This window comes from Hymenobacter aerilatus, from assembly GCF_022921095.1.
Lineage (GTDB): Bacteria > Bacteroidota > Bacteroidia > Cytophagales > Hymenobacteraceae > Hymenobacter > Hymenobacter aerilatus.
On sequence record NZ_CP095053.1, the window covers coordinates 4,092,168 to 4,118,783 of the forward strand.

General features: G+C 57.4%; 27 protein-coding genes. 14 read left to right on the forward strand and 13 right to left on the reverse strand.

Annotated elements, in window-relative coordinates:
- Positions 1 to 143 precede the first annotated feature (143 nt).
- Positions 144 to 593, forward strand: a complete 450-nt coding sequence (locus tag MUN82_RS17050; RefSeq protein ID WP_245092412.1) for a hypothetical protein — start codon at positions 144 to 146, stop codon at positions 591 to 593.
- Between the two features lie 60 nt (positions 594 to 653).
- Here MUN82_RS17050 and MUN82_RS17055 read toward each other — a convergent pair whose 3' ends face one another.
- Positions 654 to 2,285, reverse strand: a complete 1,632-nt coding sequence (locus tag MUN82_RS17055) for an FAD-dependent oxidoreductase (RefSeq protein ID WP_245092414.1) — start codon at positions 2,283 to 2,285, stop codon at positions 654 to 656.
- A 107-nt stretch (positions 2,286 to 2,392) separates the two neighbouring features.
- Here MUN82_RS17055 and MUN82_RS17060 point away from each other — a divergent pair, with 107 nt between their 5' ends.
- Positions 2,393 to 2,641: a hypothetical protein gene (locus tag MUN82_RS17060; RefSeq protein ID WP_245092416.1), complete on the forward strand. Its 249-nt coding sequence runs from the start codon at positions 2,393 to 2,395 to the stop codon at positions 2,639 to 2,641.
- A gap of 113 nt (positions 2,642 to 2,754) precedes the next feature.
- Here MUN82_RS17060 and MUN82_RS17065 read toward each other — a convergent pair whose 3' ends face one another.
- Positions 2,755 to 4,128, reverse strand: a complete 1,374-nt coding sequence (locus tag MUN82_RS17065) for a hypothetical protein (RefSeq protein ID WP_245092418.1) — start codon at positions 4,126 to 4,128, stop codon at positions 2,755 to 2,757.
- Between the two features lie 279 nt (positions 4,129 to 4,407).
- On the opposite strand from MUN82_RS17065, the gene MUN82_RS17070 reads away from it, so the two are divergent.
- From MUN82_RS17070 to MUN82_RS17085, 4 genes are all read left to right on the forward strand, one after another.
- Complete coding sequence (locus tag MUN82_RS17070) at positions 4,408 to 4,845, forward strand: ribosome-binding factor A (RefSeq protein WP_245092420.1); 438 nt, start codon at positions 4,408 to 4,410, stop codon at positions 4,843 to 4,845.
- A gap of 96 nt (positions 4,846 to 4,941) precedes the next feature.
- Positions 4,942 to 5,751, forward strand: a complete 810-nt coding sequence (locus MUN82_RS17075; protein ID WP_245092422.1) for a class I SAM-dependent methyltransferase — start codon at positions 4,942 to 4,944, stop codon at positions 5,749 to 5,751.
- A 277-nt stretch (positions 5,752 to 6,028) separates the two neighbouring features.
- Positions 6,029 to 7,258, forward strand: coding sequence for an FtsX-like permease family protein (locus tag MUN82_RS17080; protein ID WP_245092424.1), 1,230 nt, complete (start codon positions 6,029 to 6,031; stop codon positions 7,256 to 7,258).
- Positions 7,259 to 7,423: 165 nt separating this feature from the next.
- Positions 7,424 to 10,393, forward strand: a complete 2,970-nt coding sequence (locus MUN82_RS17085) for a DEAD/DEAH box helicase (protein WP_245092426.1) — start codon at positions 7,424 to 7,426, stop codon at positions 10,391 to 10,393.
- Between the two features lie 25 nt (positions 10,394 to 10,418).
- On the opposite strand, the gene MUN82_RS17090 is transcribed toward MUN82_RS17085, so the two are convergent.
- From MUN82_RS17090 to kaiC, 5 genes are read right to left on the reverse strand one after another with little or no spacing between them, the layout of a single operon-like run.
- A complete protein-coding gene (locus tag MUN82_RS17090; RefSeq protein ID WP_245092428.1) occupies positions 10,419 to 10,841 on the reverse strand; it encodes a response regulator in 423 nt (140 codons plus the stop codon).
- 24 nt (positions 10,842 to 10,865) lie between these two features.
- On the reverse strand, positions 10,866 to 12,590 hold the full coding sequence (locus tag MUN82_RS17095; RefSeq protein ID WP_245092429.1) for a sensor histidine kinase: 1,725 nt from the start codon (positions 12,588 to 12,590) through the stop codon (positions 10,866 to 10,868).
- A complete protein-coding gene (locus MUN82_RS17100; RefSeq protein ID WP_245092430.1) occupies positions 12,583 to 12,912 on the reverse strand; it encodes a circadian clock KaiB family protein in 330 nt (109 codons plus the stop codon). The genes MUN82_RS17095 and MUN82_RS17100 overlap by 8 nt, the downstream gene beginning before the upstream one ends.
- A gap of 1 nt (position 12,913) precedes the next feature.
- Positions 12,914 to 13,243, reverse strand: coding sequence for a circadian clock protein KaiB (gene kaiB / locus MUN82_RS17105; RefSeq protein WP_245092431.1), 330 nt, complete (start codon positions 13,241 to 13,243; stop codon positions 12,914 to 12,916).
- A 10-nt stretch (positions 13,244 to 13,253) separates the two neighbouring features.
- On the reverse strand, positions 13,254 to 14,987 hold the full coding sequence (gene kaiC, locus MUN82_RS17110; protein WP_245092432.1) for a circadian clock protein KaiC: 1,734 nt from the start codon (positions 14,985 to 14,987) through the stop codon (positions 13,254 to 13,256).
- Positions 14,988 to 15,129: 142 nt separating this feature from the next.
- Here kaiC and MUN82_RS17115 point away from each other — a divergent pair, with 142 nt between their 5' ends.
- Complete coding sequence (locus MUN82_RS17115) at positions 15,130 to 15,585, forward strand: SRPBCC family protein (protein ID WP_245092433.1); 456 nt, start codon at positions 15,130 to 15,132, stop codon at positions 15,583 to 15,585.
- 212 nt (positions 15,586 to 15,797) lie between these two features.
- Here MUN82_RS17115 and MUN82_RS17120 read toward each other — a convergent pair whose 3' ends face one another.
- A complete protein-coding gene (locus MUN82_RS17120) occupies positions 15,798 to 15,959 on the reverse strand; it encodes a hypothetical protein (protein ID WP_245092434.1) in 162 nt (53 codons plus the stop codon).
- Between the two features lie 46 nt (positions 15,960 to 16,005).
- On the opposite strand from MUN82_RS17120, the gene MUN82_RS17125 reads away from it, so the two are divergent.
- The 3 genes from MUN82_RS17125 to MUN82_RS17135 all read left to right on the forward strand — a co-directional run bounded on the left by MUN82_RS17125 (position 16,006) and on the right by MUN82_RS17135 (position 18,792).
- Complete coding sequence (locus MUN82_RS17125) at positions 16,006 to 16,215, forward strand: hypothetical protein (protein WP_245092435.1); 210 nt, start codon at positions 16,006 to 16,008, stop codon at positions 16,213 to 16,215.
- A gap of 60 nt (positions 16,216 to 16,275) precedes the next feature.
- On the forward strand, positions 16,276 to 17,466 hold the full coding sequence (locus MUN82_RS17130; protein WP_245092436.1) for a class I SAM-dependent rRNA methyltransferase: 1,191 nt from the start codon (positions 16,276 to 16,278) through the stop codon (positions 17,464 to 17,466).
- A gap of 84 nt (positions 17,467 to 17,550) precedes the next feature.
- Positions 17,551 to 18,792, forward strand: coding sequence for a hypothetical protein (locus tag MUN82_RS17135; RefSeq protein ID WP_245092437.1), 1,242 nt, complete (start codon positions 17,551 to 17,553; stop codon positions 18,790 to 18,792).
- 69 nt (positions 18,793 to 18,861) lie between these two features.
- Here the strand turns inward: MUN82_RS17135 and MUN82_RS17140 are convergent, their stop codons facing one another.
- Positions 18,862 to 19,440 (reverse strand): hypothetical protein, encoded by a 579-nt coding sequence (locus MUN82_RS17140; RefSeq protein ID WP_245092438.1) that lies wholly within the window; start codon positions 19,438 to 19,440, stop codon positions 18,862 to 18,864.
- Between the two features lie 162 nt (positions 19,441 to 19,602).
- Between MUN82_RS17140 and crtD the strand changes: the two genes are divergently transcribed.
- Positions 19,603 to 21,108, forward strand: a complete 1,506-nt coding sequence (crtD, locus tag MUN82_RS17145; RefSeq protein WP_245092439.1) for a 1-hydroxycarotenoid 3,4-desaturase CrtD — start codon at positions 19,603 to 19,605, stop codon at positions 21,106 to 21,108.
- Positions 21,109 to 21,252: 144 nt separating this feature from the next.
- Entirely contained in the window at positions 21,253 to 21,945 is a 693-nt protein-coding gene (locus MUN82_RS17150; RefSeq protein ID WP_245092440.1) for a carotenoid biosynthesis protein, read from the forward strand.
- Positions 21,946 to 22,040: 95 nt separating this feature from the next.
- Here the strand turns inward: MUN82_RS17150 and MUN82_RS17155 are convergent, their stop codons facing one another.
- From MUN82_RS17155 to glyA, 4 genes are all read right to left on the reverse strand, one after another.
- Positions 22,041 to 22,283 (reverse strand): DUF6952 family protein, encoded by a 243-nt coding sequence (locus MUN82_RS17155; protein ID WP_245092441.1) that lies wholly within the window; start codon positions 22,281 to 22,283, stop codon positions 22,041 to 22,043.
- Between the two features lie 12 nt (positions 22,284 to 22,295).
- Positions 22,296 to 22,613, reverse strand: a complete 318-nt coding sequence (locus MUN82_RS17160; protein WP_245092442.1) for a thioredoxin family protein — start codon at positions 22,611 to 22,613, stop codon at positions 22,296 to 22,298.
- A gap of 127 nt (positions 22,614 to 22,740) precedes the next feature.
- Positions 22,741 to 23,604: a twin-arginine translocase subunit TatC gene (gene tatC, locus MUN82_RS17165; protein WP_311136404.1), complete on the reverse strand. Its 864-nt coding sequence runs from the start codon at positions 23,602 to 23,604 to the stop codon at positions 22,741 to 22,743.
- A 145-nt stretch (positions 23,605 to 23,749) separates the two neighbouring features.
- Positions 23,750 to 25,042 carry a serine hydroxymethyltransferase gene (gene glyA / locus MUN82_RS17170; protein WP_245092443.1) on the reverse strand — a complete coding sequence of 431 codons (1,293 nt, stop codon included), beginning with the start codon at positions 25,040 to 25,042 and terminating at the stop codon, positions 23,750 to 23,752.
- Between the two features lie 163 nt (positions 25,043 to 25,205).
- Here glyA and MUN82_RS17175 point away from each other — a divergent pair, with 163 nt between their 5' ends.
- Together MUN82_RS17175 and MUN82_RS17180 are read left to right on the forward strand one after the other, a co-directional pair.
- Positions 25,206 to 25,721 carry a hypothetical protein gene (locus MUN82_RS17175; protein WP_245092444.1) on the forward strand — a complete coding sequence of 172 codons (516 nt, stop codon included), beginning with the start codon at positions 25,206 to 25,208 and terminating at the stop codon, positions 25,719 to 25,721.
- Positions 25,722 to 25,799: 78 nt separating this feature from the next.
- Complete coding sequence (locus tag MUN82_RS17180; RefSeq protein ID WP_245092445.1) at positions 25,800 to 26,585, forward strand: hypothetical protein; 786 nt, start codon at positions 25,800 to 25,802, stop codon at positions 26,583 to 26,585.
- Positions 26,586 to 26,616 lie beyond the last annotated feature (31 nt).

A 26,616-nucleotide genomic window follows, 5' to 3' on the forward strand; every position in this document is an offset into this window, starting at 1 on the left:
CTACATCGCCCACATAGCGGATGTTGTCCCACCTTGCTTAAAAGTTCTTCATGAGTCTGTAGTAGGATTATGCTGTGGTAAACTTGGCCTCGTTCTTGTCAAAGGCTTACAAAATTGATGTATTCTCTCCTACCCCACCGCTCATGAAACGATTCACAGCTTTTGCCTTTTCGGCGCTCCTAGCTTTGGCCTTTACGGGCCCAGCTGCGCAGGCCCAACAGGTTACGGTCAACATCAACCCTCCCTCGTGGGGGCCAGCAGCCCCGGCCGGCACGCAGTACTACTACATCCCGGAGGTAGGCGGCTACTACGATCTGCGCGACCAATATTATGTGGTAGAGCGCAAGGGCAAATGGCAGCGCCTGAAGTCCATCAGCGGCTACACGCCTAGCAGCTTCCACCCTGTGGTGATTGATTACCGCGGCGCGCAACCCTGGGTACAGATTACCCGACACCGTCAGCTCTACCCGGTGGCCCTCCCCCCTGGCCAGGTGAAGCGCTTGCAAAGCGGCAAGGGCCTACCCCCCGGCCAGGCCAAGAAGCTGTATGGCGGCCACGGGCACGGGCACGGCAACGGCAAAGGCAAGCACTAACCCGCGGCGAAAGAAGAAAAGGCCGGCACGAAGCGTATACTTCGTGCCGGCCTTTTTCGATTATTGCGTGGCAAGCTGTTGCCAATTGGTTTCCTCGCTGATAGTGGCAGGGGCCGGCATTGTATTAGCCGCCAGCAGGGCTTCAATGTAGATCATATCGGGGTCGTGGTTCATGCCAGCGGCAGCTTTCACTTGCCCATTCTGTACGTAGAACGCTAGGAAATCCTGCTTGGCTACATCGCCCACATAGCGGATGTCGTCCCACTCGTCGGCGTGACCAGCGTAGCGTAGGCTCTTGCCGTATTGCTGGGTCCAGAAGTAGGGAGCGGCCGTGTAGGGCACCTGTTGGCCCAGCAGGTTGCGGGCGGCCACCCGGCCGTGTTGCTGAGCCACGCGCCAGTGCTCAATGCGCAGCGTATTGCCAGTAGTGGCCGGAAAATGGGCAATGTCGCCGGCGGCGTATACGCCGGGTGCGGCTTGCAGATATTCGTCTACTTGCAGGCCACCGTCTTTTTCCAGCTGGAAAGCTTCTTTCAGGAAATCGGTGGCGGGGCGCACGCCTACCCCCAGCACTACCAAGTCGGCAGGTAGTTCTTTGCCGGATTTCAGCCGCACGCCCGACACGGTACCGTTCTGGCCAGTCAACTCGGTCACCTCGGCTTCGGCCTCAAACTGCACGCCTTTTTCCTGGTGCATGGTGCGGAACATCTTGCCTACTTCCGGCCCCAGCACCTTCTCAAACGGCTCCTTTTCCTGCGCAATTACCGTTACCGTGCGGCCGTCTTGGCCGATGAGGCTGCTGGCCGCTTCCATCCCGATGAAACTGGAACCAACGATGACCACGTATCGGGACTCTTTGGCGGCCTCTACGAGGGCATCGGCATCGGCTTGGGTACGGAGGAGCAGCACGTGTTGTAGGTCGTGGCCGGGTAGCTTGGGGAGAGAGTTGGGCGTGCCGCCGGGAGCCAGCAGCAGTTGGTCGTAGGACAGCGGGGCCGCATCGGCCAGCAGCACCTGTTTTTTCTCCAGGTCCAGGCCGGTGGCGCGGGTGTTGGTTAATAGCTCGATGTGGTGCTTCGCGTAGAAATTCTCTTCGCGCAGGGGTAGGCTTTCGGGCTTAGCCTTACCTGCCAAGTAGGCTTTGCTGAGTTTGGTGCGGTCGTAGGGTATGGCTGCATCGGCCGATAGCAGCACCACACGGCCGGCAAACCCTTCTTCGCGCAGCGTTTGCGCGGCCATCTGCCCTGCCGCGCCTCCGCCTACTACCGCAATAACATGTTGATTTACAACCGCAGACGAAGCAGCGGGCAACGGCGCGCCACCTACCTCGGCGGTGGGTGTTTCATCGGGCTTGTCGGTGCTGGCAGGTGGGTTGTCGGGCACCGACACATACACCCTACCCTCGGCCTCGCGCACCGCAAAGGTGGGTAGGGCATCGAGGGCGGGCGGCTCGCATAAGTTGCCATCGGTGGCGTTGAAGCAGGCATGATGCCAGGGGCACACAATCTGCCCGTGTACTACGCGGCCTTTTTCGAGGGGGGCACCGTAGTGCGGGCAGTGCGCGGCAAAGGCGCGGTACTGTCCCTGGTGCCGCACCAACAGCACCTCGGGGCCATCGTGGGGGGTAGGGAAAGCGCGCAACTCGCCTTCTTGCAGCGCGTCGAGCGGAGCCAGGTTGATTTCCGTGGACATAGTGTGGAGCTTGATCTGCTTTTCACAACGCACGCCAGCACAGCCGGGTTGGCCTTGTGCCACGTATGTATTAGAACAAACTGTTTTTCCACCCTTTTCTATTTCGTATGGCTACGCCTTATATCCCCATCAGCTGCTCGTTTTATGATGAGCTGGAAGCCCTGGCTACCACCCGCCAGTCATGTCAGCTTGTGTACCGCACGCAGCCCGATTCGCCTCCGGTCACGTACCGAGGCATTATTGCCGACCTCTTCATTGAGGATAAAGTAGAGTACCTGCGCCTCACCGACGGCTTCACGCTCCGCCTCGACAACCTTCTGGCCGTAGACCAGAAAGAACGCCGCGACGTGTGCTAGGTGGTGAAATAGTAAGATAGTGAAATGGTGAGTTTGCTGTTCCAACGGCGTTGCTTGCGCGAACTGCACCGCCAGCGCCAGCAGAACGTCAAACTCACCATTTCACCATCTTACTATTTCACCAACTTAAATAAGTGCGGTGTGCTGGTGGGCGCGTAGCGGCCGAAAGTAGTGGGGAGCTTGTAGCGCAGCTCGGGCAGCAGGTTGTGCTCGTCGATGAGGTAGGCCGGGGGCTGACGCATGTTGTGCGCCAGCCGAAAAATGGCGGCGTACTCGTTGAGATGGCCAAAATCATGCTGTGCCAGCCGCCAATCGAGGTAGGGCGTGGCTAAGCGGTTGGTAAGGTAGGGGCGCCGGTCGGTACCCAGCACCAGGAGCGTCTGGTTGTGCACACTGGTATAGGCCGGGTTGGGCTGCACGGCAAAGGATTCCTCGGCAGGAATGGGTAGCAGGTTGCCGAAGGGTAGCACACTCCGGTAGCGGATGCCCACCACGGTGCCAATCAGCACCAGCAACAGTAGCTCCAGCAGCCACGGCCGCGGCGCCCGCTGCCACAAAAATAACCCGAAATACGTGAGCGGCGGCAGCGCCAGCACCAACGTACCGGGTGCCCGCCCATCACCGACAAAGATGACAGCAATAGTAACCACCAGCCATACCAGCATCAGCTGCAGAAACTTCACTTGAAATACCAGTCCCAGCGAGGTAGCAAACGTGCGCAGCAAGGCCGCTGCCAGCAACACGCCCGGCAGAATTAGCAGACGCAACTGCACTAGGCGGGGCATGCCATCGGCGCCGGCCGTGAAGCCCGCCAAGGTAGGGCGCAGGTGAAACTGCGAAAACGCCGGCAACGCATCGGCATACAGCAGCACCGTGCCCACCACCACGTACGGAAAAAAGAAGCCGCACAACAGCAGCAAAAAGCTCCGAAACGAGTTGGCGGCGAAGATGATAACCGCAAACAGCGCCAGCAGCAGAAACAGCGCCAGCGGGAGGTAGAACAGCGCCGCCAACCCCAACAGAAACCCCGCCTGAAACAGGCGCCGGTTGTCGTAGCCCTCGCGGGAGGTAGGCAGTAGCGCACTGAGCGCATATACCACCAGTGTGTGCCCTACCAGCAGCGGCGACAAAATATCCAGGTCGGACGTGACGCTGGCTACCAGCAGGTACGTCAAGGCCGCTACGTAGCCGCGCTCGGGGTGCACATCGGCGCGGTTGAGGATGCGGTTGAGGCGCACGGCCTGCATCACCAGCAAGGCCAGGGCCAGCGCCCGGTACAGCCACAGCGGCCGACTGCCTACGGCTTCGAGCAGCCCATAGAGCGTGCTGGCTAGCGGGGCAGTGCTGTCGTACAGGTCGCGGTAGGGCATGGCGCCACTGTGCAACCGTTCGCCTATCAGAAAGGCGTGCAGCTCCACGGCCGACAGTGGCACACCCAGCCACAACAAGGGTAGGCGCACAGCCAGCACCAGCAGCAGTAGCACCACCAAGCGTGAGGAAAGCGGACTTTTGAAAAACTGGAGCAGGATCTTAGGGGCTTAGGGGCTTGGGGGCTTGGGGGCTTGGGGGCTTGGTTGATACTCGGACAATCAACTATACCCTGGTTTGCAAAAGTAGCAGGTACAAGTCCACTGGTTCAACCAACTCAACGCCTAAAGTCGATAGGCCCACGTAGAACGGGGTAGGAATCCGGGTTTTAAAAATAAAATTCAAGCTCCTAAGACCCCAAGCCCCTAAGACCCTAATCACCTATCTTTGCCTGTTCTATGGAAAGCAAACGACAGCAAAAAGTAGCCAGCTTGCTTCAGCAAGAATTGGCCGCCGTATTTCAGCGCGACCTGCCGCACTTATTCCCGGGCCTGGCACCCGGCATTAGCACGGTACGCGTATCGCCCGACCTGGGTATTGCCCGCGTGTATCTGAGCCTGTTGCTGGTAGGCGACGGCCAGGCCATGCTGGAACAAGTGCGCGACAGCAGCAAGGAAATTCGTCTGGCGCTGGCTAAGCGCATCCGCCAACAACTGCGCGTGGTGCCTGCCCTCAGCTTCTTCCTCGACGACAGTGCTGCCTACGCTGCTCACATGGACCAAGTATTTGGTGGCCTCACCATTCCGGCTGCCAGCACCGACGCACCCACCGAGGAGGACGAATCCCCCAAGCCTACCCCTCCCCGCCCCCGCCTCTTTGCCGACGAAGACGAGTAGTGAGGTGGTGAGATGGTGAAATAGTGAGTTTTTCCACTGACTATCGTGCTATCTGACCAATAAACTCACCATTTCACCATTTCACCATTTCACCACTTGCATTACGACCCGATTAAACGCTCCCTGGGCAATGTGTTTAACCGCACCCCGTGGTTGCGGCGTCTGTTCTACCACCTGCTCGACTTGTTGCTACTGCGCACTTGGCACGTGCACCGCGAGCTGCGCCAATGGGCTAAAGGCCGCACCCAGGAACCGCTCACCATCTTAGATGCCGGCGCCGGCTACGGCCAGTATACCTACTGGCTGAGCAGCTTGGGCCCCAAGTGGCAAATCCTGGCCGTGGATGTGAAAGAGGAGCAGGTGGCCGACTCCAACAACTTTTTCCGGCAGATTGGCCGGCCGCAGGTGCAGTTTGCCGTGCAGGATCTGGTGCTGTACCAAGAGCCCAACAGCTTCGATCTGGCGTTGTCGGTAGATGTGATGGAGCATATTCTGGAAGATGTGGAAGTGTTTCGCAACATCCATACCTCGCTCAAGGATGGCGGCATGCTGCTCATCTCTACCCCCAGCGACCAGGGTGGCTCCGACGTGCACGGCGACGGCGAAACCAGCTTCATTGAAGAGCACGTGCGCGACGGCTACAACATTCACGAGATACAACAGAAGCTGCGCACGGCTGGTTTCGAGCGCATTGAGGCCCGTTATAGCTACGGCGAACCGGGTCAGGTTTCTTGGCGCCTGAGCATGAAGTACCCCATTCTGATGCTGGGCAAGTCGCGGCTGTTCTTCCTTCTTTTGCCGTTTTACTACCTCCTGGTGTTCCCCTTCTGCCTGCTGCTGAACTGGTTTGATGCCCGCACCACCCACGAATCCGGCACTGGCTTGATTGTGAAAGCCTGGAAGTAGCGGTTTTGCGTGGGGTAGCGTATCTTGGGATCGATTCTTACGCCGTAAGATGATGGAAGGAGAAAATGATATGGCAACATCCCCAGCCGATATGCACCACTGCTTAGACTACTTGCAAGTGCACTTCAGACAGAACACTGTGTTTGCAGATTCTAAATCCATTCAAAAGAGATAATTCAAGACCACGAAGCGCCTGCGCCGCCCCGAAGGATTTATGCGGCGCGCCAGCTAACTTTACTTTTATCCGCCTCCCGCTTCGCCCTACCCACGCCCGCACGTGAACGTTCCTTTGCTCATTGCCCGGCGCTACTTTTTCTCGAAGAAGAAGCGCAACATCATCAGCATCATCTCCAACATTTCGATGGTAGGGGTGGCTGTGGGCACCATGGCGCTCATCATTGTGCTGTCGGTGTTCAACGGGCTGGAAGACCTTGTACGCGGCCTCTACGGCAAATCGGACCCCGATCTGATGATTTCGGCCGTGCAGGGCAAGTCTTTTCCCGTAGACAGTGCCTTCATCGACCGCATCACGGCCGTGCCAGGCGTGGCGCTTGTTACGCAGGTGATTGAGGATAATGCCCTACTGCAGTACCACGACCGCCAGATGGTGGTGAAAATGAAGGGCATGAGCGAGAACTATTTCGCCCAGAGCAACATCGACTCGGCTATTGTGGAAGGTGACCACCGCCTCGTGCGCGACGGCCAGGACTACGCCTTGCTGGGCGCCGGCGTGCAGCACGAGCTCAGCATTGCCCTCGACAACCGCCTTTCGCCCCTGCGCCTGCTCTACCCCCGCAACACGGGCAAAAAGCTGCTGTCTATGAACCCCGAAACGGCGTTCAACGAGCAGGCTATCCTGGCCGGCGGCGTGTTTTTGATTGAGCAGCGCATCGATGACAGTTACATCTTTGTACCTCTGGAGTTTGCTCGCGACCTGCTGCTCTACGGCAACCGCCGCACCTCGCTGGAAGTACGCGTGGGCGACCAGCACTACGTAGACGACGTGAAGGAGGAGCTGCGCCAGCTGCTCGGCCCCAAGTTCCAAGTGCTCAACTCCGACGAGCAGCACGTGAGCCTGCTGAAAGCCATCAAGGTAGAGAAGATGTTTGTGTTCATCACTTTCGCCTTCATTCTGCTCATCGCCTCGCTCAACATCTTCTTCTCGCTGTCGATGCTGGTGATAGACAAGAAAAAGGACGTGGCCATCCTACGGGCTATGGGTGCCACTACCCAGCTGATTCGCAATATCTTCTTGCTGGAAGGCGCCATTGTGGCCATGGTGGGCGCCATAACAGGGCTGGTGCTGGGGGTAGGAATTTGCTGGCTGCAACAAACCTTCCACCTCGTTTCGATGGGCATGGCCACGGCCGTAGTAGATTCCTACCCCGTACAAATGCAGGCCATGGATATTGTGCTGACGGGCCTCGCTATTATTGTAATTACCGTTTCGGTATCTATCCGGCCGGCGCTGAATGCGGCGCGCTTAGACGTGCGCGACAATTTGTAACCTACTTTTTGCGGCTGTAGTATCGCTACTACTACCTGATTTTGCCACAAGCAGAACAGTAAGGAAATCCTATGGTTTTATATAATTATTCTAATAATAAATTATCAGAATAACCAGATTCTACCATTTGTCCTTACTTTCATCTTTGCATCTCTGCCGCCAATCATGAAAGTCTCTACGTTACAGCCCTTTCAGATCGTTTACTCGCTGCTCGAACACGAATATTTAGGGTACTTATTTGAGTCGTATGTAGTGCAGCGCAACGCGCGCGGCCAGCTCACCTTGCAGCACCAGACGGTATCGGCCAAAAACGCCCCGGAGTTTGCAGATGGCTTAGATGAAACCGATTTTGAACTGGTAGGACTCACAGATCAAATTCAGCAGGATGTAGTGATTAAGGAGTTCTGGCCCAAGAAGAAAACCTCACCCGCCGACTTCTTCCTGAAAATATTTGACGCGGAAAAAGGCGATAAGAACCTACAAAACGCCATTTGCGCCTACGTGCAGGAGCGCATGGCCCAGATTCTGGAGCGGCTGGCAGGTAAGCAGGTGTTTATTATGGGCAAAGACGGCGAGCCTACCTGGCATGAGATTGAGGTAGCCCCGGAGCCAGCCAACGTGCTCTTCCACTTTCGCCGCAACGAGGACAACACCCACTATTTTCCTACCATTCAGTACCAGGGCCAGAAGCTCGACTTTCAGTATAAAAATGCCGTGATTGTGTGCGCGCAACCGGCTTGGCTGCTTCTCAACGACCGGCTCTACTATTTCCGTAGTGAGGTAGATGGCAAGAAATTGCAACCCTTTCTGAATAAGAAGTTTATTGTGGTGCCGCGGCAGGTAGAGGAAAGCTATTACCAGCGCTTTGTGGCCCCCTTGGTAGAATCGTTTGACGTGCACGCCCGTGGCTTCGATATCAAATCGGAGCGCTTCTTGGCGCGGCCCCGCCTCACGTTTTCGGATGTAGCCACCGCTGTAGTTGTAGAGCCGGAACCGCCTACCCGCGGCCCTGGCCGGCGGCCAGCGGCCGTGGCACCCGCCGCACCCGCCGTAGCGGCACCCAGCAGCCATATTCACTTTGATCTTTCCTTCCAGTACGGCGGCCATACCGTGCCCCGCGGCCACGACAAGAAGGTGTGCGTGCGGCTGGAAAAAACGGCCGACAGCTACGTGTTTCACCGCTTGATTCGTAATCTGGAGCGGGAGCAGGAGCTGATTCGGGCGCTGCAAGACCGCGCCTTGGAGATGCGCGACGGCCACGCAGTGCTGGACAAGGCCACGGCCTTCCGCTGGCTGCACCTGCACGCCGACGACCTTGCCCGCCTGGGCTTTACGGTGCAGCAGGGTGACACGTCAAGCAAAGATTATTTTATTGGCGAGGTGACGGTGCAGGTGGGCATCACGGAAACCAACGACTGGTTCGACGTGCATGGCACTGTGCATTTTGGTGAGTTTGAGGTACCGTTTATCAAGCTGCGGCCTTATATTCTAAATAAGCGCCACGAGTACCGCCTACCCAACGGCCAAATTGCCATCATTCCCGAGGAGTGGTTTACGCAGTATCTGGAGCTATTTGCTTTTGCCGAGGAGCACGAACTGGGCCTCTCCCTGCGTAAGCATCATCTGGCTCTGGTAACTGACTTGCAGAGCGGCAACCTGGCTGAGGTGACCATGACCCGCAAGCTGGAAAAGCTGCGCGAGTTTGAGGCCGTAGAAGACAGGCCCATGCCCAATGGCTTTCGGGGCACGCTGAGGCCCTACCAGAAGGCGGGCTACAACTGGTTGCATTTTGTGCAGGACTACCATTTCGGTGGCTGCCTGGCTGATGATATGGGGTTGGGCAAGAGCGTGCAAACGCTAGCTTTGCTGCTTCAGCGCAAGGAAAGTGGGGCGGCCAGTGGCGCGGCCACGCTGCTCGTGATGCCTACCTCCCTGATTTACAACTGGCTCGGCGAAGCACAAAAATTCACGCCAGCTCTGCGCGTGCTCACTTACACGGGCACCTACCGCGACAAAAACGTGGAGCAGTTTCAGGACTACGACCTTGTGCTGACCAGCTACGGCATTGTGCGCCTGGATATTGACTTGCTGCGAACCTACAAGTTCGACTACGTGATTCTAGATGAGTCGCAGGCCATCAAGAACCCCAGCTCCACTACCTCGCAGGCCGTGCGCGGACTACACTCGCGCCACCGTCTTATTCTGACGGGTACGCCGGTAGAAAATAGCACCATGGATTTGTGGTCGCAGATGTCGTTCATCAATCCAGGCTTGCTGGGTACGCAGCACTTCTTCCGCAAGGAGTTTCTCAAGCCCATCGAGAAAGGCAAAGACGAAGGCAAGATGCGGCGCCTACACACGCTTATCAAGCCCTTTATTCTGCGCCGGCATAAGGCGCAGGTAGCCACTGAGTTGCCTGAGAAAATCGAAAACCTCAGCTACTGCCCCATGACCGAGGAGCAGCAGCAGTGCTACGAAGAAACCAAGAGCTACTACCGCAACAAGATTCTGCAAAACATTGAGGAGCATGGCACGGCCAGCACCCAGTTTATGCTGTTGCAGGGCCTCACCAAGCTGCGCCAGATTGCCAACCACCCGCGCATGGCCCACGAGGACTACGAGCACGAGTCGGGCAAGCTGCGTGAGGTTGTACGCATGCTCCGCAACGTAGTAGCCGAGGGGCACAAGGTATTGGTGTTCAGCCAATTTGTGAAACACCTGGAAATTATACGCCATGCGTTGGACGAGAAGAGCCTACGCTACGCCTACCTCGACGGCAACACCCGCGACCGGCACAAGGAGGTAGCCCGTTTTCAGGAAGATGAGAAGCTGCGCATTTTCCTGATTTCGTTGAAAGCGGGCGGCGTCGGCCTCAACCTCACCGCCGCCGACTACGTGTTTATCCTCGACCCGTGGTGGAACCCGGCCGTAGAAGCCCAGGCCGTAGACCGCGCCCACCGCATCGGGCAGGAGCGCACAGTATTCACCTACAAGTTCATCACCAAGAACACAGTAGAGGAGAAAATCCTGGCCCTGCAAAACAAGAAAATTCAGCTCGTCACGGACCTGATTACGACCGACGAGGCCATCATCAAGTCCTTGACCAAGGAGGACATTGAGGAGCTATTGGGGTAGGGAGATGCTCTACCCCAATAGTGCATCAGGACGGCGGTAGGTGCCGGTTGAAATACGTTTTCAGAACGCCCTCTACTTTCTCTTTAGTCAATGGCTTACTGAGAAAACCATCGATGTTCAGTTTTTGCACCCGTTCCATATCCTGTGGGTGCAGAGAGGTAGTAAGCATTACAATGATGATGGCTTGCTTCTGGGGTAAGGGCAATTGCGCGTAGGCTTCCAGAAACTCAAAGCCATTCATCACGGGCATCTTCACGTCCAGCAAAATCAGGGCGGGGCACGAGGGAGAGGCATCCTGGCAATGCTCCTTCACCAGATTCAGCGCCTCCTGCCCATTGAGCGCAATCAGCAGCTTATCTGTTACCTGTAGCCGCTTCAGCAGCAATTGATTGAGGTAATTATTCGTCTGGTCGTCATCCACCAGCAAGGCACAGGTTAGCTTTTGCATATGTATGGCTATATAGGATATGTATTAGCGGCGGAAATAAACCGAAAACGTAGAGCCTACGCCGACCTCACTCTGCGCCTCAATGTATCCACCGGCATTCTCCATGATTTTCTTGACCATATACAGCCCGATTCCGCTACCCTCCACGTGGGTATGAAACCGCTCGAACATCGCAAATAGCTTGTGCTGGTGGGTGGTCAGGTTCAGGCCTAGCCCGTTGTCCTGCACCGCCAGCATCAGAAAATCGTCTGTGGCCTGGCACCATACCCGCACATGCGGCATCCGCTCCGGTGCCCGGTACTTGAGGGCATTGCTCAGCAGGTTATAGACAACGCTGCGCAGGTTCTTTTCCGAAAACAGTATGGGCGGGCAATCGGCTACGGCTACTTCCAGCTGGACACCCAACTCCTGTATCAGTGGAGCTAAGTCCAGGCAGACATCCTGAATAGTAGCCGCTAACGGCAGCAACGAGGTTGGCGCCGCATACTCTTTCTGCAATTTGGTGACTTCCGTGAGGTGGTCGAGCGTGCGCTTGAACCGGTCCACCGAGTCCTGCATCATCGTCAGCAGTACCGCTACCGGCTGCTCGGGTTGGCTGTTGCCGGTGGCGGGTAATTCTTCCAAAAGCGCGTGCAGCAGTCCTTCGATGTTGCTGATGGGTGCTTTCAGGTCGTGGGAGGCGGTATAGATGAAGTTGTCCAGGTCGACGTTAGCGCGTTGGAGCTGGGCGTTGTTTTCCCGCAGCTGCCTTTGGGCCTGGTCGATGCGCGCCTGTGTCAGCTTGTGCTCGTGGATATCCGTGCAGGTGCCAATCCACTGCATCAGCTCGCCCCGCTCGTTGTAAGAGGGTAGGGCGCGGCTGAGCATCCAGCGGTAATTGCCGGCACGGTCGCGCAGACGAAACTCTGCCTCGAACACGTGGCCGCTTTCCAGGCTTTGCTGCCAGCAGTTGGCAGCGGCTTCGCTGTCTTCTGGGTGTTGATAATCACGCCACCACACCTGCTCCAGTTGGGTATGGTCGCGGCCTGTGTAGTCGAACCAGCGGCGGTTGAAATAGGTGGATGTGCCCTGCGGATTGGCGGTCCAGGCAATTTGTGGAATACCTTCCAGCAGGCGGCTCACTTCAGCGGCGGCCTGCTCGATGCGCTGCTGGGCAGCTTCCTGAATCCTTAGTGCCTGCTGCTGCCGGCTGATTTCCGCATTTTGCTCCGCCACCAGCGCCCGAATGGCTTTGATTTCGCGCTGGGCCGATAAGTCGGTCAGAATGCAAGCCAGCACCAGCCCGCCGTTGAACTGTAACACGTTGGCTGATAGCGCCAACGGCAGCAGCTGCCCTTCCGGGGCCCGGAGCGGCAGCTCGCCTTTGCTTTTCCCTGCGTCCCAGCCCTTTGTAAACACTGCCTGCCACAACGCCTGAAAGTCTGTGGGCACGAACGAAGCGAAAGCAGTACCGATGATATCCTGCAGCCCTTGTTGCAGCAGCTCGGCCAGGGCCGCGTTGCCGTACAGAATCACGCCTTCCTGACTTAGCAGCATGGCGCCTTCGTTCATCTGTTCAATCAGGGTGCGGTAGCCCTGGTCGGCGCCTTCCAGCGTAAAGATGCGCGGCCCATCGGCACCCTGGATGGCCAGCGCATCTACGGCACCCGTGCGCACGGCCGAAATAAGGTCTTCTGCTTCCTGCAAGCGCAGGCGCAGCTCCTCATTTTCGCGCGTCAGCGCTGTTACGGTCACCTCATGCTCAGGCATCCACATCGTTGGTTGAGGGTGGGTTGGGTAGGCCCAGCACGGTTAGTACTCCAGCCCGCTCCGACAAATCGCCAATCAGGCGGCGAACCGGCAGCGGCCGTTTGCGCACCAGGGTAGGCGCTGCAATAATCTGCTCTTGTTTTGCTAGCAGCGGCTGCTGGTAAATATCTATTATCTGCAACTCATAGCGCCCTGCCAGATACTGCTCGCAGATGCTCTTGAGGTTGCGCACGGCGCGGGTAGAATTGGGCGTAGCCCCGGTAATAAACAGTTGGAAAACGTACTCAGCCTCGGCAAGCGTCGGCGGTTGGTCGGCCCCCATCCTATTGCTCGGGGCTTTCCAAGGGCCGGATGTCCAGCCCTACCAGCACCCGCTCCTGATTCGACAGGTCGCCGATGATACGACGAATAGGCGAGGGCACTTTGCGCACCAGGGTAGGAATGGCCAGTATCTGGTCGCCCTCCGCCAACTGCGGATTCTTTAGTAAATCAATCACTTCCAACTGATAACGGCCTTTCAAATACCGCTCACAGTATTTATGTAGATTATTTAGGGCGGTTACCGATTTGGCGGTTTGTCCGGCTACGTAGAGGCGCAGCTCCCAGGTTTCCTTCTCCATGCTGAGGGTAGTGGCAACGAGTGCATTTTCCACGGGTAACGGCTTACGGCTGATCGTCGGACGGGGTGGAAATCCGACCAATGGAAAGACTGGCAATGTGCTGCCGACCCTTGTGCAGGGCTTCGCGGCGCGTCGCTTCTTCGTCGTTGATTTGCCGCAGCTCCTCCTCCACCGACTCAAACTCGGTGCGCAGATTGGCTATGGTTGCCTCTAATACGCGACGCTTGCGTTCCAGTTCGCGGTCTTTGCGGTCCAGCTCCTGCTGGCGGCCAATGGCCTGCGCCTGCTCCTGCAATTCCTGGGTGAGGCGCCCGGCACCAGTCACAATGCCACTGGGCCCGATAATCACGTCGAGCAGCTGGATGCCGTTGTCGGTTACCAGAAACTCGCGTACTTGGTTGGAGTGCCCCATGCCGCGCGATTTCAGAATACTCAGGCCCCGGTTTCGCTCCCCTACCCCTTCCAGGTCGCGCACGTTAATCCACGTATCTACCAGCGACGAAACGCCTTCTTCCGTCATTTCGCTTTGCCCGTTGCGGGGGCTGGTCAGGGCCGTAAACAGCGCCGTGATGCCATGTACTTTCAGGTAGTCAATCAAACGTGTGAGCATGCTGCGCACTTCCGAGAGGCTACCTACTGATATTAGGTTGGTGATGGGGTCGATGACCACCGTTTGGGGCTGATGCTTGTTGATGAGCTTATGCACCGTGACCAAGTGGCGCTCTAAGCCGTTGAGGGTAGGCCGCGAGGCCTCAATATACAGTAGGCCCTGATCCAGGAACGGCTGCAAATCCAGGCCAACGGATAGCATATTGCGCACTAGCTGCCTCGGCGACTCCTCGAAGGCAAACAGTAAGCATTTCTCACCGCGGCGGCAGGCTTCAGCAGCGAAGGCCGACGCCAGCGTGGTTTTGGCCGTGCCGGCCGTGCCGGTTATCAGCACGCTGCTGCCGCGGTAGAAACCACCACGGCCAAACATCTCGTCCAACGCTGCTACCCCCGACGACACAATATCGTTGGATACCTCGTGCTGCAGGTTCAGCGAGGTGATGGGTAGCACTGAGAAGCCTTCCTCGGTGATGAGGTAGGGATACTCGTTGGTGCCGTGGGTGCTGCCGCGGTATTTCACGATGCGCAGGCGCCGGGTGGTAATTTGGTCGATAACGCGGTTGTCGAGCAGAATCACGCAGTCCGACACGTATTCTTCCAAGCCCTGGCGCGTGAGCGTGCCCTCGCCGCGCTCGGCAGTGATGATGGTCGTCACGCCTTTGTCCTTCAGCCAGCGAAACAACCGCCGAATCTCAGAGCGCAGCACGGCCTCGTTGGGGAAGCCCGAAAACAGTGCCTCCACCGTGTCCAGCACCACACGCTTGGCCCCAATGGAGTCGATAGCGTAGCCTAGGCGGATAAACAATCCTTCGAGGTCGTACTCGCCGGTTTCCTCAATCTCGGAACGGTCGACGTGCACGTGGTCGAGGCGCAGCATTTTGTTGGCCTGCATCTGGGGCAAGTCGAAGCCCAGCGACGCCACGTTAGACGACAGCTCGGCGGCGGTTTCCTCAAAGGTCATCAGCACGCCTGGTTCATTGTAGTCGAGAATACCGCGCACCAAGAACTCAATGGCCATCAGGGTTTTGCCACAACCGGCGCTACCACACACCAGGGTAGGCCGTCCCTTGGGCAAGCCACCTTCTGTAATTTCATCCAAGCCATCAATACCGGTCAGCGACTTGGGCAGGGTAGGCAATAGTGGCAAAGAAGCTGAATCCTCTTGCATGAACTTGGTTTTCTAACAAAGAAATCTTGCACAAGATACGGTTTGTTTATAGAGAACGGCTTGACTGCTGCTACGATTTATACCATGTAGCGCGGGGATTTTTGGTTCCTAACCAAACCAACGCTGCGTCCGTTTGGCAGATATGCATCTTCTTCTTCGCACCCGGGTAGCGCAGCCGCCAGCCCGCGTACTTGCTGGTTTCGACCGCACGCTGTTTAAAGCCCTGGCACCTCCTTTTCCCAGGCTGCACCTGCTGCGCTTCGACGGTAGCCGCCCCGGCGACCGGGTGGAAATTGAGCTGGCGGTGGGACCCAAGCGCTGGCGTTGGACTAGCCTCATCACAGAAGCTGGCCAGCTGCCCGATGGCAGCCAGTATTTTATAGATGAAGGCCAGGAGTTGCCCGCACCGCTACGCTACTGGCGCCACCGCCACCTGATAGAACCCAATCCGCGCGGGCTGGGCAGCGTGATTGTGGAGGATATCACCTACCGCACCGGCTCACGCATAGTAGATGTGCTGCTCTACCCCGCTATGTGGGCGCAGTTTGCTTACCGTCGGCCAGTGTACCGGCGCTTCTTCGGCAAGCCTTTGAGATAGGCACATGCCTGTCATGCGTGTGGCAACAAAGCGCCATCTTAGTACAGCCGCCGTATACGCCTGAACCACCCGTTTCTTCGCCTCCGTCAATTGCTGATTCTAATGCTGACTGCTACCCTCTGCCGCTTGCGGCTGCTCACTACGTTGCTTGTTCCTATCGCACTGCTTGCTTTGGCGGCAGGTTGCCAGAGCGCCCGGCCCACGCCTATAGTTTACCAAGTGCGGCTGACCGAGCCATCTACGGCGTCTACGTCGCCCAAGCCTACTCTCCCTCCTACCACACTGGTAGGCACGGCGAAGCCTTTGGCCGCCACTGCCCCTGCCCCACCGCAGCCCCACGCCAAGGCACGTATGCCCAGGCCAGCAGCAGCCACAACGCCGAAGGCTACCCGCAATCCTCGGCCACAACAGCTGGCCCGAGTGGCACAACGTATTGCTCCCCGCATGATGGACGCGCACCCTAACACCACCGAAGTAGGCCTGGGCACTACCGTACTGGGCGTGCTAGGGTTGATTGTGGCGCCCATTGCCTTGATTGGTCTGCTCATCTGGGGTGGGGCAGTTTGGGCCGTTCTACTGGGCCTGGCCGCGCTGGCCGTGCTCATTGCCTACCTAGACCCTTTTTGGTAGGCCCGATGCAGGAGCAGCCAGAACAGGTTACCTTTGTGGTCCACTTGTTTGTCTCAGCTCATGCCATCTGCTACCATCACGCTCAAACCCGGAAAAGACCAATCCTTGCGCCGCCGCCACCCGTGGGTGTTTTCGGGCGCCATTGCCCGCTTGCAGGGTGAGGTAGTGGAGGGCGAGGCCGTGATGGTGCTGGCCCACGGCGGCGAAGTGCTGGGGGTAGGGCACTACGCGCCCGGCTCCATTGCCGTACGAATGCTGGATTTTGGCCCCGATGCGCAACTGCCCGAGGCCGCCTTCTGGGAAGACAAGCTCCGCAATGCCTACCAGCTGCGCCAGAGCCTGGGCCTGACCGGGCAAGGCAACACCAACGTTTACCGCTTGGCCCACGCTGAGGGCGATGGACTACCCGGCCTGATTATAGACGTGTATGGCGATGTGGCCGTGGTGCAGGCGCACAGCGCGGGCATGTACCGTGCCCGGCCGCACATTGCGGCGGCTTTGCAGGCGGTGGTGCCCGGTCTGCGGGCTGTGTATGATAAGAGCGCCGAAACGGTACCTGCCAAGGCTGCGCCCGGCGCGCAAAACGGCTATTTGTTTGGCCAAAGCAGCGGGCAGGAGCACATTGTGAACGAAAACGGCCATCGCTTTGCAGTTGACTGGGAAACGGGCCAGAAAACCGGCTTCTTCATCGACCAGCGCGACAACCGTAGCCTGCTGGCCCGCTACGCCCCCGGCCGGCGCGTGCTAAATACGTTCTGCTATACCGGCGGCTTTTCCGTGTATGCCCTCGAAGCCGGCGCCGAGTTGGTGCACTCCGTCGATTCCAGCAAAAAAGCCATTGAGCTGACCGAGCGCAACGCAGAGCTCACCCAGCACGCCAACCGCCACGAGGCCTACGCCCAGGACGTATTTACGTTTCTGAAAGACCGGCACAATCAGTACGACCTCATTGTGCTCGATCCGCCGGCGTTTGCCAAGCACCTCTCAGCCCGCCACAATGCCCTGATGGGCTACAAGCGCCTGAACGTAGCCGGCATTCGGCAGATTGCGCCGGGCGGGTTGTTGTTCACCTTCAGCTGCTCGCAGGTAGTGAGCATGGAGCTGTTTGAGGGCGCCATCATGGCGGCGGCCATTGAGGCCGGGAGGCCGGCGCGCATCCTGCACCGTCTCACCCAGCCCGCCGACCACCCCGTGAGTCTCTTCCACCCAGAAGGCGAGTACTTGAAGGGGCTGGTGCTGGCTGTGGAGTAGGGAGAGACTGAGTAGCAGAGCGAATGGTGTGAAACTTGTGCAATGATACCGCAGTCGACCTGTATTTGGCCGTCGACTGTCTTCATGCGTGCACCCTTCTTCGTGCTGTTTGTTGCCTGCACTCTACTTGCTTGCGAACAACAGCGCCCCACTACCCAACCCGTAGCCACCAGCTTAGCTACTGACAGCACCGCAGCCGCAGCCCGGCCCACGGCCCTACCCTCCCTGCCACCCGATACCACCGACGTTAGCCGTACCCACCTGGGCTACCAGACGGGCCACGACACCACGTTTTCTATTGGGCAGCAGCGCTACCGCCTATTGTTACGCGCTGAATCCGATTCGACAAAACCGCTGGTAGTCGTGTCAGAGGGTACGGTGGGTAATTTGTTTGCCGACGACAGCAGCACCTTTGCCCAAACCCGGCGCGTGCGGGGCTACGAGGGTAGGCAGCTGATTACGCTGCTAGATGCAAATGGGCGGCAGGTATTTCGGCGGCAGCTGCGTAAGCAGAACTTTTTTGGTGTCGCCAATCGGGATATTGTAACGGTAAGTATACCGGAGCGGCCACGCTTCCTCGGCTACCACGCTCCTACCCAAACGCTGGCTTTCGCTCTGCTTATAGCTATTCCGTACAGCGACGTGGCGCAGCAGGTGGTCATCGTGCTGGGCTTTGATGGGCAGGTACGCCGCTTAGTCATCAGCTACTTGTCTAACTGGGAAGCGCCTGACTGCGAGCCACGCCTCCTCCCCGACGGCACGGTGCTGACTTGTCAGGACCTACTACCACCCGGCGGCAAACCCGTGCACCTGCTAAAGCCCAAATCGGAGCTTGTAGCGGCTTTCCCGCTCACCGATTCTACCCTATTTACCGCGTACCGGTACGGCGAGTACCGCCCTGTCGCTTCTGAAGGGAATGATCAGGCCGACGTGAGTGCAGCATTTAATGCCCCCGAATGGGTAGCCGACCCACGCAAGCGCAACGCGCCTAACGCTTTCATTATCAACCGCCAAGGCCTCGTTTTACAGCAGTTTCAATATGCTGGGCACGAAGGCGTTATTGGCTACAAAGTGCCGCGCCGCTACGTGTGGCAAACGCATACTTACTACCTTCTGGACGAGCAGCGCGGCCTGTACCTGCTCGATAAGCACAGCCCGAAAGCTGTTACGGAAGTGGCCTTTCAGCAGATGCAACCGTTCCGGAAGCCGCAGCGTCCGGCTGAAACTCGCTTTATCATTACCACAAAAACGGCAGCTTTCGCATTTTATATTGATCTGAAGCAGCCTACCCAGCTGCGGTATGAGCGTTTGCAGGTAGATGCATGAAACAGTCTTCACTCTCTCGCCAACTCAACCGCTGCACTGAACATACATAAGCCGTCTACCTTACACTTACTACCGTCTGGCAAACGGAAAGTAGCGCAATCCTTCTTCCATCAACCGCTCCGTAATGCCGCCTAACGTTGAGTAGCCCACAAACGTAGTGCCTCTATTATTGTATTTCCAGAGGAGCTGTCCACGCTGGTCATAGAGTGATAAGTCGAGCATCACTTCATTATAGGATGACACAGAGGGCGCAGTGTTGGTAGTAGTAGTAGCTGCTGGGCTCTGCACCGAAATAGTAGAAGCTGCCACTGCCTGTAGCCGTTGGGTGCGGTATAGCCGAGCTACCAAGATCGACTCAACCCCAAATTGCTGAGTTAATGCACTGAATGACAACAGCGAGTCAGTAGGCAGCTGACGACGTTCTACGTTGCGAATAGTCAACTGCTTCGTTCGCCCATGTTGCAATAAGGTAGCGAAGAGCATCTCCTGCAGCATAGATTCTTCCCCAGATGTGGCGGTGCGTGCGTAGTTTCGGTTTCCGGGGATATCGTCTACCACCGAAATCAACTCTAGCGGCACAATGGCAACCGAACGTGGCCGTTGCTGGGTTTGGTGCGCTGCCGGACTAGTATACAGGCGCGCTGGCATACTGCACCCCGTTAAGAACAGAAAACCTAGATACACTGTTACACGATGCCACTGCTGCCTCAAAAGGGTAAACATAACGAAGGTATAAGAGTAGAAAAATGATGTTATATATTCAAAATCTACTATCATGCCATATTACTGGCAGCACCGATTTCTAAGACTTTGCATACTACCTCACACAACGAAAGGCTAGGAGCTTCTGCTCTCATCATCGGCGCCGGCATTGCGGGAATTGCCACGGCTGTGCGGCTGGCGGCGGCTGGGCACCCAGTCACGGTACTAGAGGCCCAAGAGTCATTTGGGGGGAAGATGCATCAGCTGACGCTGCCCGGCGGCTACCGCTTCGATGGTGGGCCGTCGCTATTCACCCTACCCCATTTGGTAGACGAGCTGTTTAGGCTAGCTGGGCGCAACCCGCACGACTACTTCCGCTACGAGCGCCTCGACCCGATTACGCACTACTTCTTCGCCGATGGTGCCTGCGTTACGGCCTGGGCCGATGAGGATAAATTTGCGCAGGAAGTAGAAACCAAGCTAGGCACGCCTGCCGCCGAGGTGCGGCAGTTTCTGGCGCAAAGCGGCAAGTCTTACCGCGCTACGGAGGGCACATTTTTGCATAAGTCGCTGCACAAGGCTGGCACCTACCTCAGTCCCGAGGTGCTGAAGGCCGTGGCAGCCCTACCCCAGCTGGGCCTGCTCAGTACTATGCACCAGCACCACGCCCGCGCTTTCCCGAAAGACCCGCGCCTGGTGCAGCTCTTCGACCGGTTTGCTACCTATAATGGTTCCGACCCCTATCAAGCCCCAGCTACTCTCTCCCTGATTCCGCACCTAGAGCACGGCATTGGCGCTTACTATCCCGAGGGCGGCATCTATGCTATTGCCGAAAGCTTGGTGCGTCTGGCAGAGGAGTTAGGCGTGCAGTTTCGTTACAACGAGCCGGTAGAGGAAATTCTGGTGACGAATGGCCGCGTAACCGGCGTACGTACGGCGCAGAGCCAGTACAGCGCAGAACTGGTGGTCAGCAACATGGATGTAGTGCCTACCTATCGCAAGCTGCTACCCACGCAGCCCGCCCCCGAGCGCACCCTGGGGCAGCCCCGATCATCCTCGGCCCTTATCTTCTACTGGGGGGTAGGCACGGAGTTTCCCGAGCTAGGCGTACACAACATCTTCTTCTCCCAAGACTACAAACAGGAGTTCGACGCCATTTTTCAGCAGAAAACCATCAGCCCCGACCCAACCGTTTACGTCAACATCACTTCCAAAAAAACGCCCACCGACGCACCCGCGGGTCACGAAAACTGGTTTGTGATGGTGAACGTGCCCCACGACCAGGGTCAGGACTGGTCCGCGCTGGTAGATCAAACCCGCGCCGCTGTGTTGGCTAAAGTGAGCCGGGCGCTGGGCCAGGAGGTAGGGCCACTTATCCGCGCCGAACATGTGTGGGACCCGCCGGGCATTGCCCGCCGCACGTCGTCGTTTGGCGGAGCTTTGTACGGTAGCTCCAGCAACAACATGCTGGCAGCCTTTCTGCGGCATCCTAACTTTGCACGGCAGCTGCCAGGGCTGTATTTCTGCGGGGGGTCGGTGCACCCGGGGGGCGGTATTCCGCTGTGCTTGCTCTCGGCCCGTATTGTGGCCGATCTGGTGGCACAAGCCAACTAGACTACGCCACTATGTAATTTTTTCCGGCGTGGCGGCTGGGCAAGCGGCTGCCAGGCTCTATCTTCGGCGACTCAACCTTTGCTGGCTGCCGGCCGTTTGCTTCTGATACTGCCTTAGCTACCCGCTACGGTTACTCCCTCCATCATGCCTCATACCGATCCTACCTACTCGCCGCCCGCTGCACCGGTTGTAGATCCGGCCGCCCGGCGCCGTCGTTTGCGGCTCGCACAGGGCGTACTGCTGCTATTCTATACCACTGGTTTTTTGGGTCTGGCTTTCTCGCAAGACCCCTCCTTTTTTCTCCAGTTTGTACCGCTGAACTTATTGCTGACGGCCGCGCTGCTGTTTGCTTTTCAGCCTAGAAAGGATGGTGTTTTTATTGCTTTCACCATCACGACGGCCATAGTAGGCTTCTTAGTAGAAGTACTAGGCGTGCGCACCGGCCTTCTGTTTGGAGAATATACATATGGCGCAACACTGGGCTGGAAGGTACTGGAAACTCCCCTGATGATTGGCGTTAACTGGTGGATACTCACGTATATGGGCACCGTGCTTAGCCGCTATATACCGGCCCCCGAGTTCATACGGGCCTTGCTGGCCGCCTTGCTGATGGTAGGGCTAGATATATGCATTGAGCCGGTGGCCGTGCGCTTCGACTTCTGGGAGTGGCGCTACAACGTGATTCCTTTTCAAAATTTCAAGGGCTGGTTTGCCGTTGCCCTCATCCTGCAAGTGTATGCCAACCGCACTAGCTTCACAAAGCGCAACGCTCTGGCACCTTTCGTGTACCTGCTGATGCTGCTATTCTTCTTCGGGCTAGGCTTCTTTTTGAAATAGTGAAGCAGTGATATAGTGAAATAGCGAATAAAAAAACGGCTGTCATCCTGCGCAAGTGCAGGATGACAGCCGTTTTTTTATTCGCTATTTCACCATTAATTAATCGACACGCGCACTTTCTTCGTGTATTCGCGCAGGGCGGTTTTGAAGTCGGCGCCATGGTCGCGCATGTGGTTGAGGATAAAGATGGCCGCGAATACGTGGGTGAGCTGTTCCCCTTCGTCTTCGCCTTCTACCTCAAAGTCGGGCTGGCGCTCGTCTAGCAGCGCTTCCTCCGCTTCCACTAAAGTTTGCAGCGTCTGGGTTTCTACCAACTGCTTGATAACGGGCATTTTCATGGCAAGGGTACGCTAGTTGAGGCGGCTAATGAGGCCGGCAACGGCCTCCTCTTTGCTGGCCGATACGGTTTCCAGCAGTTGGCCGTCCTCGAATACGGCGAAAAAGGGCAGCGTGGTTACGTTGGCACGCTTGCGGGCCTCGGGGCTGTGCTCGGCATTCACATCCAGGAACAGAATATCCTGATTCTGCTCGGCTTCCGAGAGCCGCTTAAACTTAGGTGAGAACAAGCGGCAATTGCCGCACCAGTCGGCGTAGTACTTCACTACCACTTTCTTATTTTCTGTCAGCAGCTGCTGAAAATCGGCGTCGGTTGCTTTCGTTACGGGCATTGTGTATCTGGTTAAGGAACCACAAAGGTAGGCACGGATTTGCAGACACGAATTCTGTGGGGTAGCCCCTGAACGAAAAACGCCCTTGTTCCAGGCAGGAACAAGGGCGTTTTAACAGAACCGTTATTTACTCACTAACGCCTTGATTGGCAGCCAGCTCGGCATTCAATTTCTTAGTGGCATCACGGCGCACACGGCGGGCAATGTGAATGCTTAGCTCATAGAGCAGCAGAATAGGAATTGTAACGATGATTTGCGACGTGACTTCTGGCGGCGTGATGACGGCTGCTACGATCAGAATGATCACGATGGCATGCTTCCGGTATACCGTCATAATCTCGGCGGTAATCAAGCCGGCCTTGGCCAGGAAGAACACAATCATGGGCAGTTCAAACACCAACGCGCACGAAAGCGACATGGTCGTGAGCGTACTCATGTAGCTCTGCAAATCAATCTGATTCTCAATACTCGGGTCTACATTGTAGGCCGCCAGAAAGTTAATGCTCAGCGGCGCGGCAATGTAATAGCCGAATAGTAGGCCTGTCATGAACAGAGCAGACACAAAAAATACCGCTCCACGCGAGTTTTCTTGCTCCTGGGGGTAGAGACCTGGCTTAATGAAGCGCCACAGCTCCCAGAACAGATAGGGGAAACCCAGCACCAACCCTACCATAAAGGAAGTGCTGATGTGCATAGCCAACTGCCCGCTCATCTCACGGTTCTGAATATCGAAATTAATTTTATCGATACACAGATCGGGTGCCCCTATTGATTGTCCCAACTCACAGAACTTGCGGTAAGTCCAGAAATCCGGCCGCGATGGGCCCAGAATCAAATCGTGAAAAATAAAATCCTTGGCAAAGAAAGCACCCAATGAAAACACGACCACCGCAATGGCTGCCCGAATAATATGCCAGCGCAGCGCCTCTAAGTGGTCTATGAAGGACATTTCCTCCTCGGCCTGCCCTGATTGAATATAGTGTTGATCCACGAACTAATGAATGAGTGAATGAGTGGATGATGGCGTATGCCGGCTACGGAACCGTGAAAGACAAACGAAAACGGCCGTCGTTAGGATGTTGACGGCCGGTTTTCTCTCATGATTTATCTTTTCAACCCGCACGCATCCCCTAAAATTAGGCAAACAGCGGAAATTGCTGCATCCACTCGTTTATCTCGCCGCGCACTCGTGTCAGGTAGGTATCGTCGGCGTTGTGCATCAGCACAGTGTCGATAAAGTCGACGATGCGGGCCATATCCGGCTCGCGTAAGCCACGAGTAGTCACGGCAGCCGAGCCAATGCGCATGCCGCTGGTCACGAAGGGCGACTTATCATCGAAGGGCACCATGTTTTTGTTGATGGTGATGTCGGCCTTGATGAGGGTGTTTTCGGCCAGCTTACCGGTCAGCCCCTTCGAGCGTAGGTCGATAAGCATTAGGTGGTTGTCGGTGCCTCCCGAAATAATCTGGTAGCCGCGCTCCAGGAAGCCGTTGGCCAACGCCTGAGCGTTGCGCACCACCTGCTGGGTATAGTCAGCGTAGGCATCGGAAAGAGCTTCGCCGAAGGCCACGGCTTTGGCGCCAATCACGTGCTCCAGCGGACCGCCCTGCGTGCCAGGGAATACGGCCGAGTCAAGCAAGGCCGACATCATCCGGATTTCGCCCTTAGGCGTCTTCAGCCCAAATGGATTTTCGAAGTCCTTGCCCAGCATAATCAGGCCGCCACGAGGGCCACGCAGGGTTTTGTGGGTAGTGGTAGTTACGATGTGGCAGTGGTCGAAGGGGTTGTTCAGCAAGCCCTTGGCAATGAGGCCCGAGGGGTGCGAAATGTCGGCCAGCAACAGGGCGCCTACCTCGTCGGCAGCTTCACGCAGGGTTTGGTAGTCCCAGTCGCGGGAGTAGGCCGAGGCTCCACAAATAATCAGCTTGGGCTGCTCGCGGCGGGCGGTTTCCTTCACTTTCTGCCAGTCGATGAGGCCGGTTTCGGGCTCTACCCCGTAGAACGACGGCTGGTAAAGCTTGCCCGAGAAGTTGACCGGCGAGCCGTGCGTGAGGTGGCCACCGTGCGAAAGGTCGAAACCCAAAATTTTGTCGCCGGGGTTGAGTACAGCCAGCATTACGGCGGCGTTGGCTTGTGCGCCGGAGTGCGGCTGCACGTTCACCCACTCCACCCCAAACAGCTGCTTGGCCCGGTCGATGGCCAACTGTTCGATCTGGTCGACTACCTCGCAGCCGCCGTAGTAGCGCTTGCCGGGTAGGCCTTCGGCGTACTTGTTGGTGAGGATAGAACCCTGCGCCCGCATCACCTGCTCCGACACGTAGTTTTCGGAGGCAATGAGCTCGATGCCATGGGTCTGGCGCTCTTTTTCTTGTTGAATCAGGTCGAACACCGTGGTGTCCTGGGCGATGGCGGGGGCTTTCGTTTCCATAGCCCAAAGGTAGGACGAAGCCGGGGAACTAGCAGCACCTTGGCGGGCAGCAATCTGGGTAATGCTGTATCGATGCCAAAAAGCTATTTTTGAACAGCACAGTTTTTGCCTACAGCCGTTTATTATTGGTACGCACTCTGCGTCTACCCTTCGTCCTTCGCTTATGGCTCAACCACTGGCCGACATTCTGCCTCAACTCCGCATCGGGAATCAAGCCGCGCTGGTTGATTTCTACCGGCAGCACCGCGCCCATTTTGCCCGGTGGGCGCAGCAACAGCAGCAGCTCACGCCCGAGCAGGCGCACCAACGCCTACGCAACGCCCTGCTGCTGTTCTACGACCAAGTAGCCGATGGCCGCCTCACCAAAGCTCCAGACGACTTGCGTACCCACCTGTATGCGCTGGCGCTACAAACACCAGCTACAGAGGCCGATACCGCCCCCGAGCTACTACCGGCCGCCGAGGCCGGCCGCCGCCGCCGCCTGGTGCTATTTTTCCGCCAGCTTAGCGCCGATAGTCAGCGCGTGCTGATGTACTTTTATTTCCGGGGCTATAATTTCACGAAGGTAGCCGGCAAGATGGGTTACCCTAATGCAGCTGTAGCGCGTCAGCAGAAGCTCAGCAGCTTGCGTACGCTGGCCGATTTGCACCAGCGTAGCCGCGGCGCTACGCCGGCCTAACTATTCATTCGTCCGCACCTATTCTGCGTACTTTTAGCACCTGCCCCTTTCCTACCCGTTTCGTCTCTCCTGTCTGCTATGCCTTCTTCCATCGACCTGCGCCTGTATCTGGACGACCTGGAACGCTTTTCTGATGGGCAAATGACTGTGGCCGAGCAGGAAGCCTTCGAGGAACGCCTGACGTACGATGCTGATCTGCAACGGGCCTATCAAGCCTACCAGCAACTCACGGCCGATTTGCGCTGGGTAGCGGGCCACGAAACGCTGCGCCTACGTCTGCTCAACCTCGACAAAACCCTCGACGAGCGGGAAGCCGCGCTAGTTCGGATCAAGCAAGACACCCATCGTCGCACGCGCTGGGGCGGCATTGTGGCCGCCGGGCTGGTGCTGGCCGCCGCTGCAGTGGCCTACCTGCTACTACGCCCGGCCCCTACTACCACCTGGGCACGCTACTACGTACCCGACCCTGGTCTCACCGATTCGACACGGCTGTTTGCACGCCGGCCATTGCTGGCCGAGGCCATGTACCAGTACCGCCACCAGCAATACCCCGCAGCCTTGCGGGTGTTACGCCGAATTTCCACTGAGCACTTGGGCCAAGACACCTTGCTGTATTTCAACGGCATTTTTTTACTGCGCCAGGGACAAGCCGCGCAGGCTCGGCCCTACCTTCAGCGCGTGAGCGAGCAGTCGGAATCCAACCTGGCCGGCAAGGCGCTCTACCATCTTGGCATGGCCACCTGGCAAGCCGACCAGCCCATCGAGGCCCGCAAGCTACTCACCCAAGTAGCTGCTGACTCGCTTAACCCTTACCAAGAGGTGGCGCAGCAAATCCTGCGTGCTAAGGTGATAGGTAGGGAGTGAGATGGTGAAGCGGTGAAGTTGTGAGCAAAAA

Bases quoted from the DNA above. Each gene is read 5' to 3' on its own strand.
- MUN82_RS17050 (WP_245092412.1), top strand. From the start codon at position 144: ATGAAACGATTCACAGCTTTTGCCTTTTCGGCGCTCCTAGCTTTGGCC.
- MUN82_RS17055 (WP_245092414.1), bottom strand. From the start codon at position 2,285: ATGTCCACGGAAATCAACCTGGCTCCGCTCGACGCGCTGCAAGAAGGC.
- MUN82_RS17060 (WP_245092416.1), top strand. From the start codon at position 2,393: ATGGCTACGCCTTATATCCCCATCAGCTGCTCGTTTTATGATGAGCTG.
- MUN82_RS17070 (WP_245092420.1), top strand. From the start codon at position 4,408: ATGGAAAGCAAACGACAGCAAAAAGTAGCCAGCTTGCTTCAGCAAGAA.
- MUN82_RS17085 (WP_245092426.1), top strand. From the start codon at position 7,424: ATGAAAGTCTCTACGTTACAGCCCTTTCAGATCGTTTACTCGCTGCTC.
- MUN82_RS17090 (WP_245092428.1), bottom strand. From the start codon at position 10,841: ATGCAAAAGCTAACCTGTGCCTTGCTGGTGGATGACGACCAGACGAAT.
- MUN82_RS17095 (WP_245092429.1), bottom strand. From the start codon at position 12,590: ATGCCTGAGCATGAGGTGACCGTAACAGCGCTGACGCGCGAAAATGAG.
- MUN82_RS17100 (WP_245092430.1), bottom strand. From the start codon at position 12,912: ATGGGGGCCGACCAACCGCCGACGCTTGCCGAGGCTGAGTACGTTTTC.
- kaiC (WP_245092432.1), bottom strand. From the start codon at position 14,987: ATGCAAGAGGATTCAGCTTCTTTGCCACTATTGCCTACCCTGCCCAAG.
- MUN82_RS17115 (WP_245092433.1), top strand. From the start codon at position 15,130: ATGCATCTTCTTCTTCGCACCCGGGTAGCGCAGCCGCCAGCCCGCGTA.
- MUN82_RS17130 (WP_245092436.1), top strand. From the start codon at position 16,276: ATGCCATCTGCTACCATCACGCTCAAACCCGGAAAAGACCAATCCTTG.
- MUN82_RS17135 (WP_245092437.1), top strand. From the start codon at position 17,551: ATGCGTGCACCCTTCTTCGTGCTGTTTGTTGCCTGCACTCTACTTGCT.
- MUN82_RS17140 (WP_245092438.1), bottom strand. From the start codon at position 19,440: ATGCCAGCGCGCCTGTATACTAGTCCGGCAGCGCACCAAACCCAGCAA.
- MUN82_RS17150 (WP_245092440.1), top strand. From the start codon at position 21,253: ATGCCTCATACCGATCCTACCTACTCGCCGCCCGCTGCACCGGTTGTA.
- MUN82_RS17155 (WP_245092441.1), bottom strand. From the start codon at position 22,283: ATGAAAATGCCCGTTATCAAGCAGTTGGTAGAAACCCAGACGCTGCAA.
- MUN82_RS17160 (WP_245092442.1), bottom strand. From the start codon at position 22,613: ATGCCCGTAACGAAAGCAACCGACGCCGATTTTCAGCAGCTGCTGACA.
- glyA (WP_245092443.1), bottom strand. From the start codon at position 25,042: ATGGAAACGAAAGCCCCCGCCATCGCCCAGGACACCACGGTGTTCGAC.
- MUN82_RS17175 (WP_245092444.1), top strand. From the start codon at position 25,206: ATGGCTCAACCACTGGCCGACATTCTGCCTCAACTCCGCATCGGGAAT.
- MUN82_RS17180 (WP_245092445.1), top strand. From the start codon at position 25,800: ATGCCTTCTTCCATCGACCTGCGCCTGTATCTGGACGACCTGGAACGC.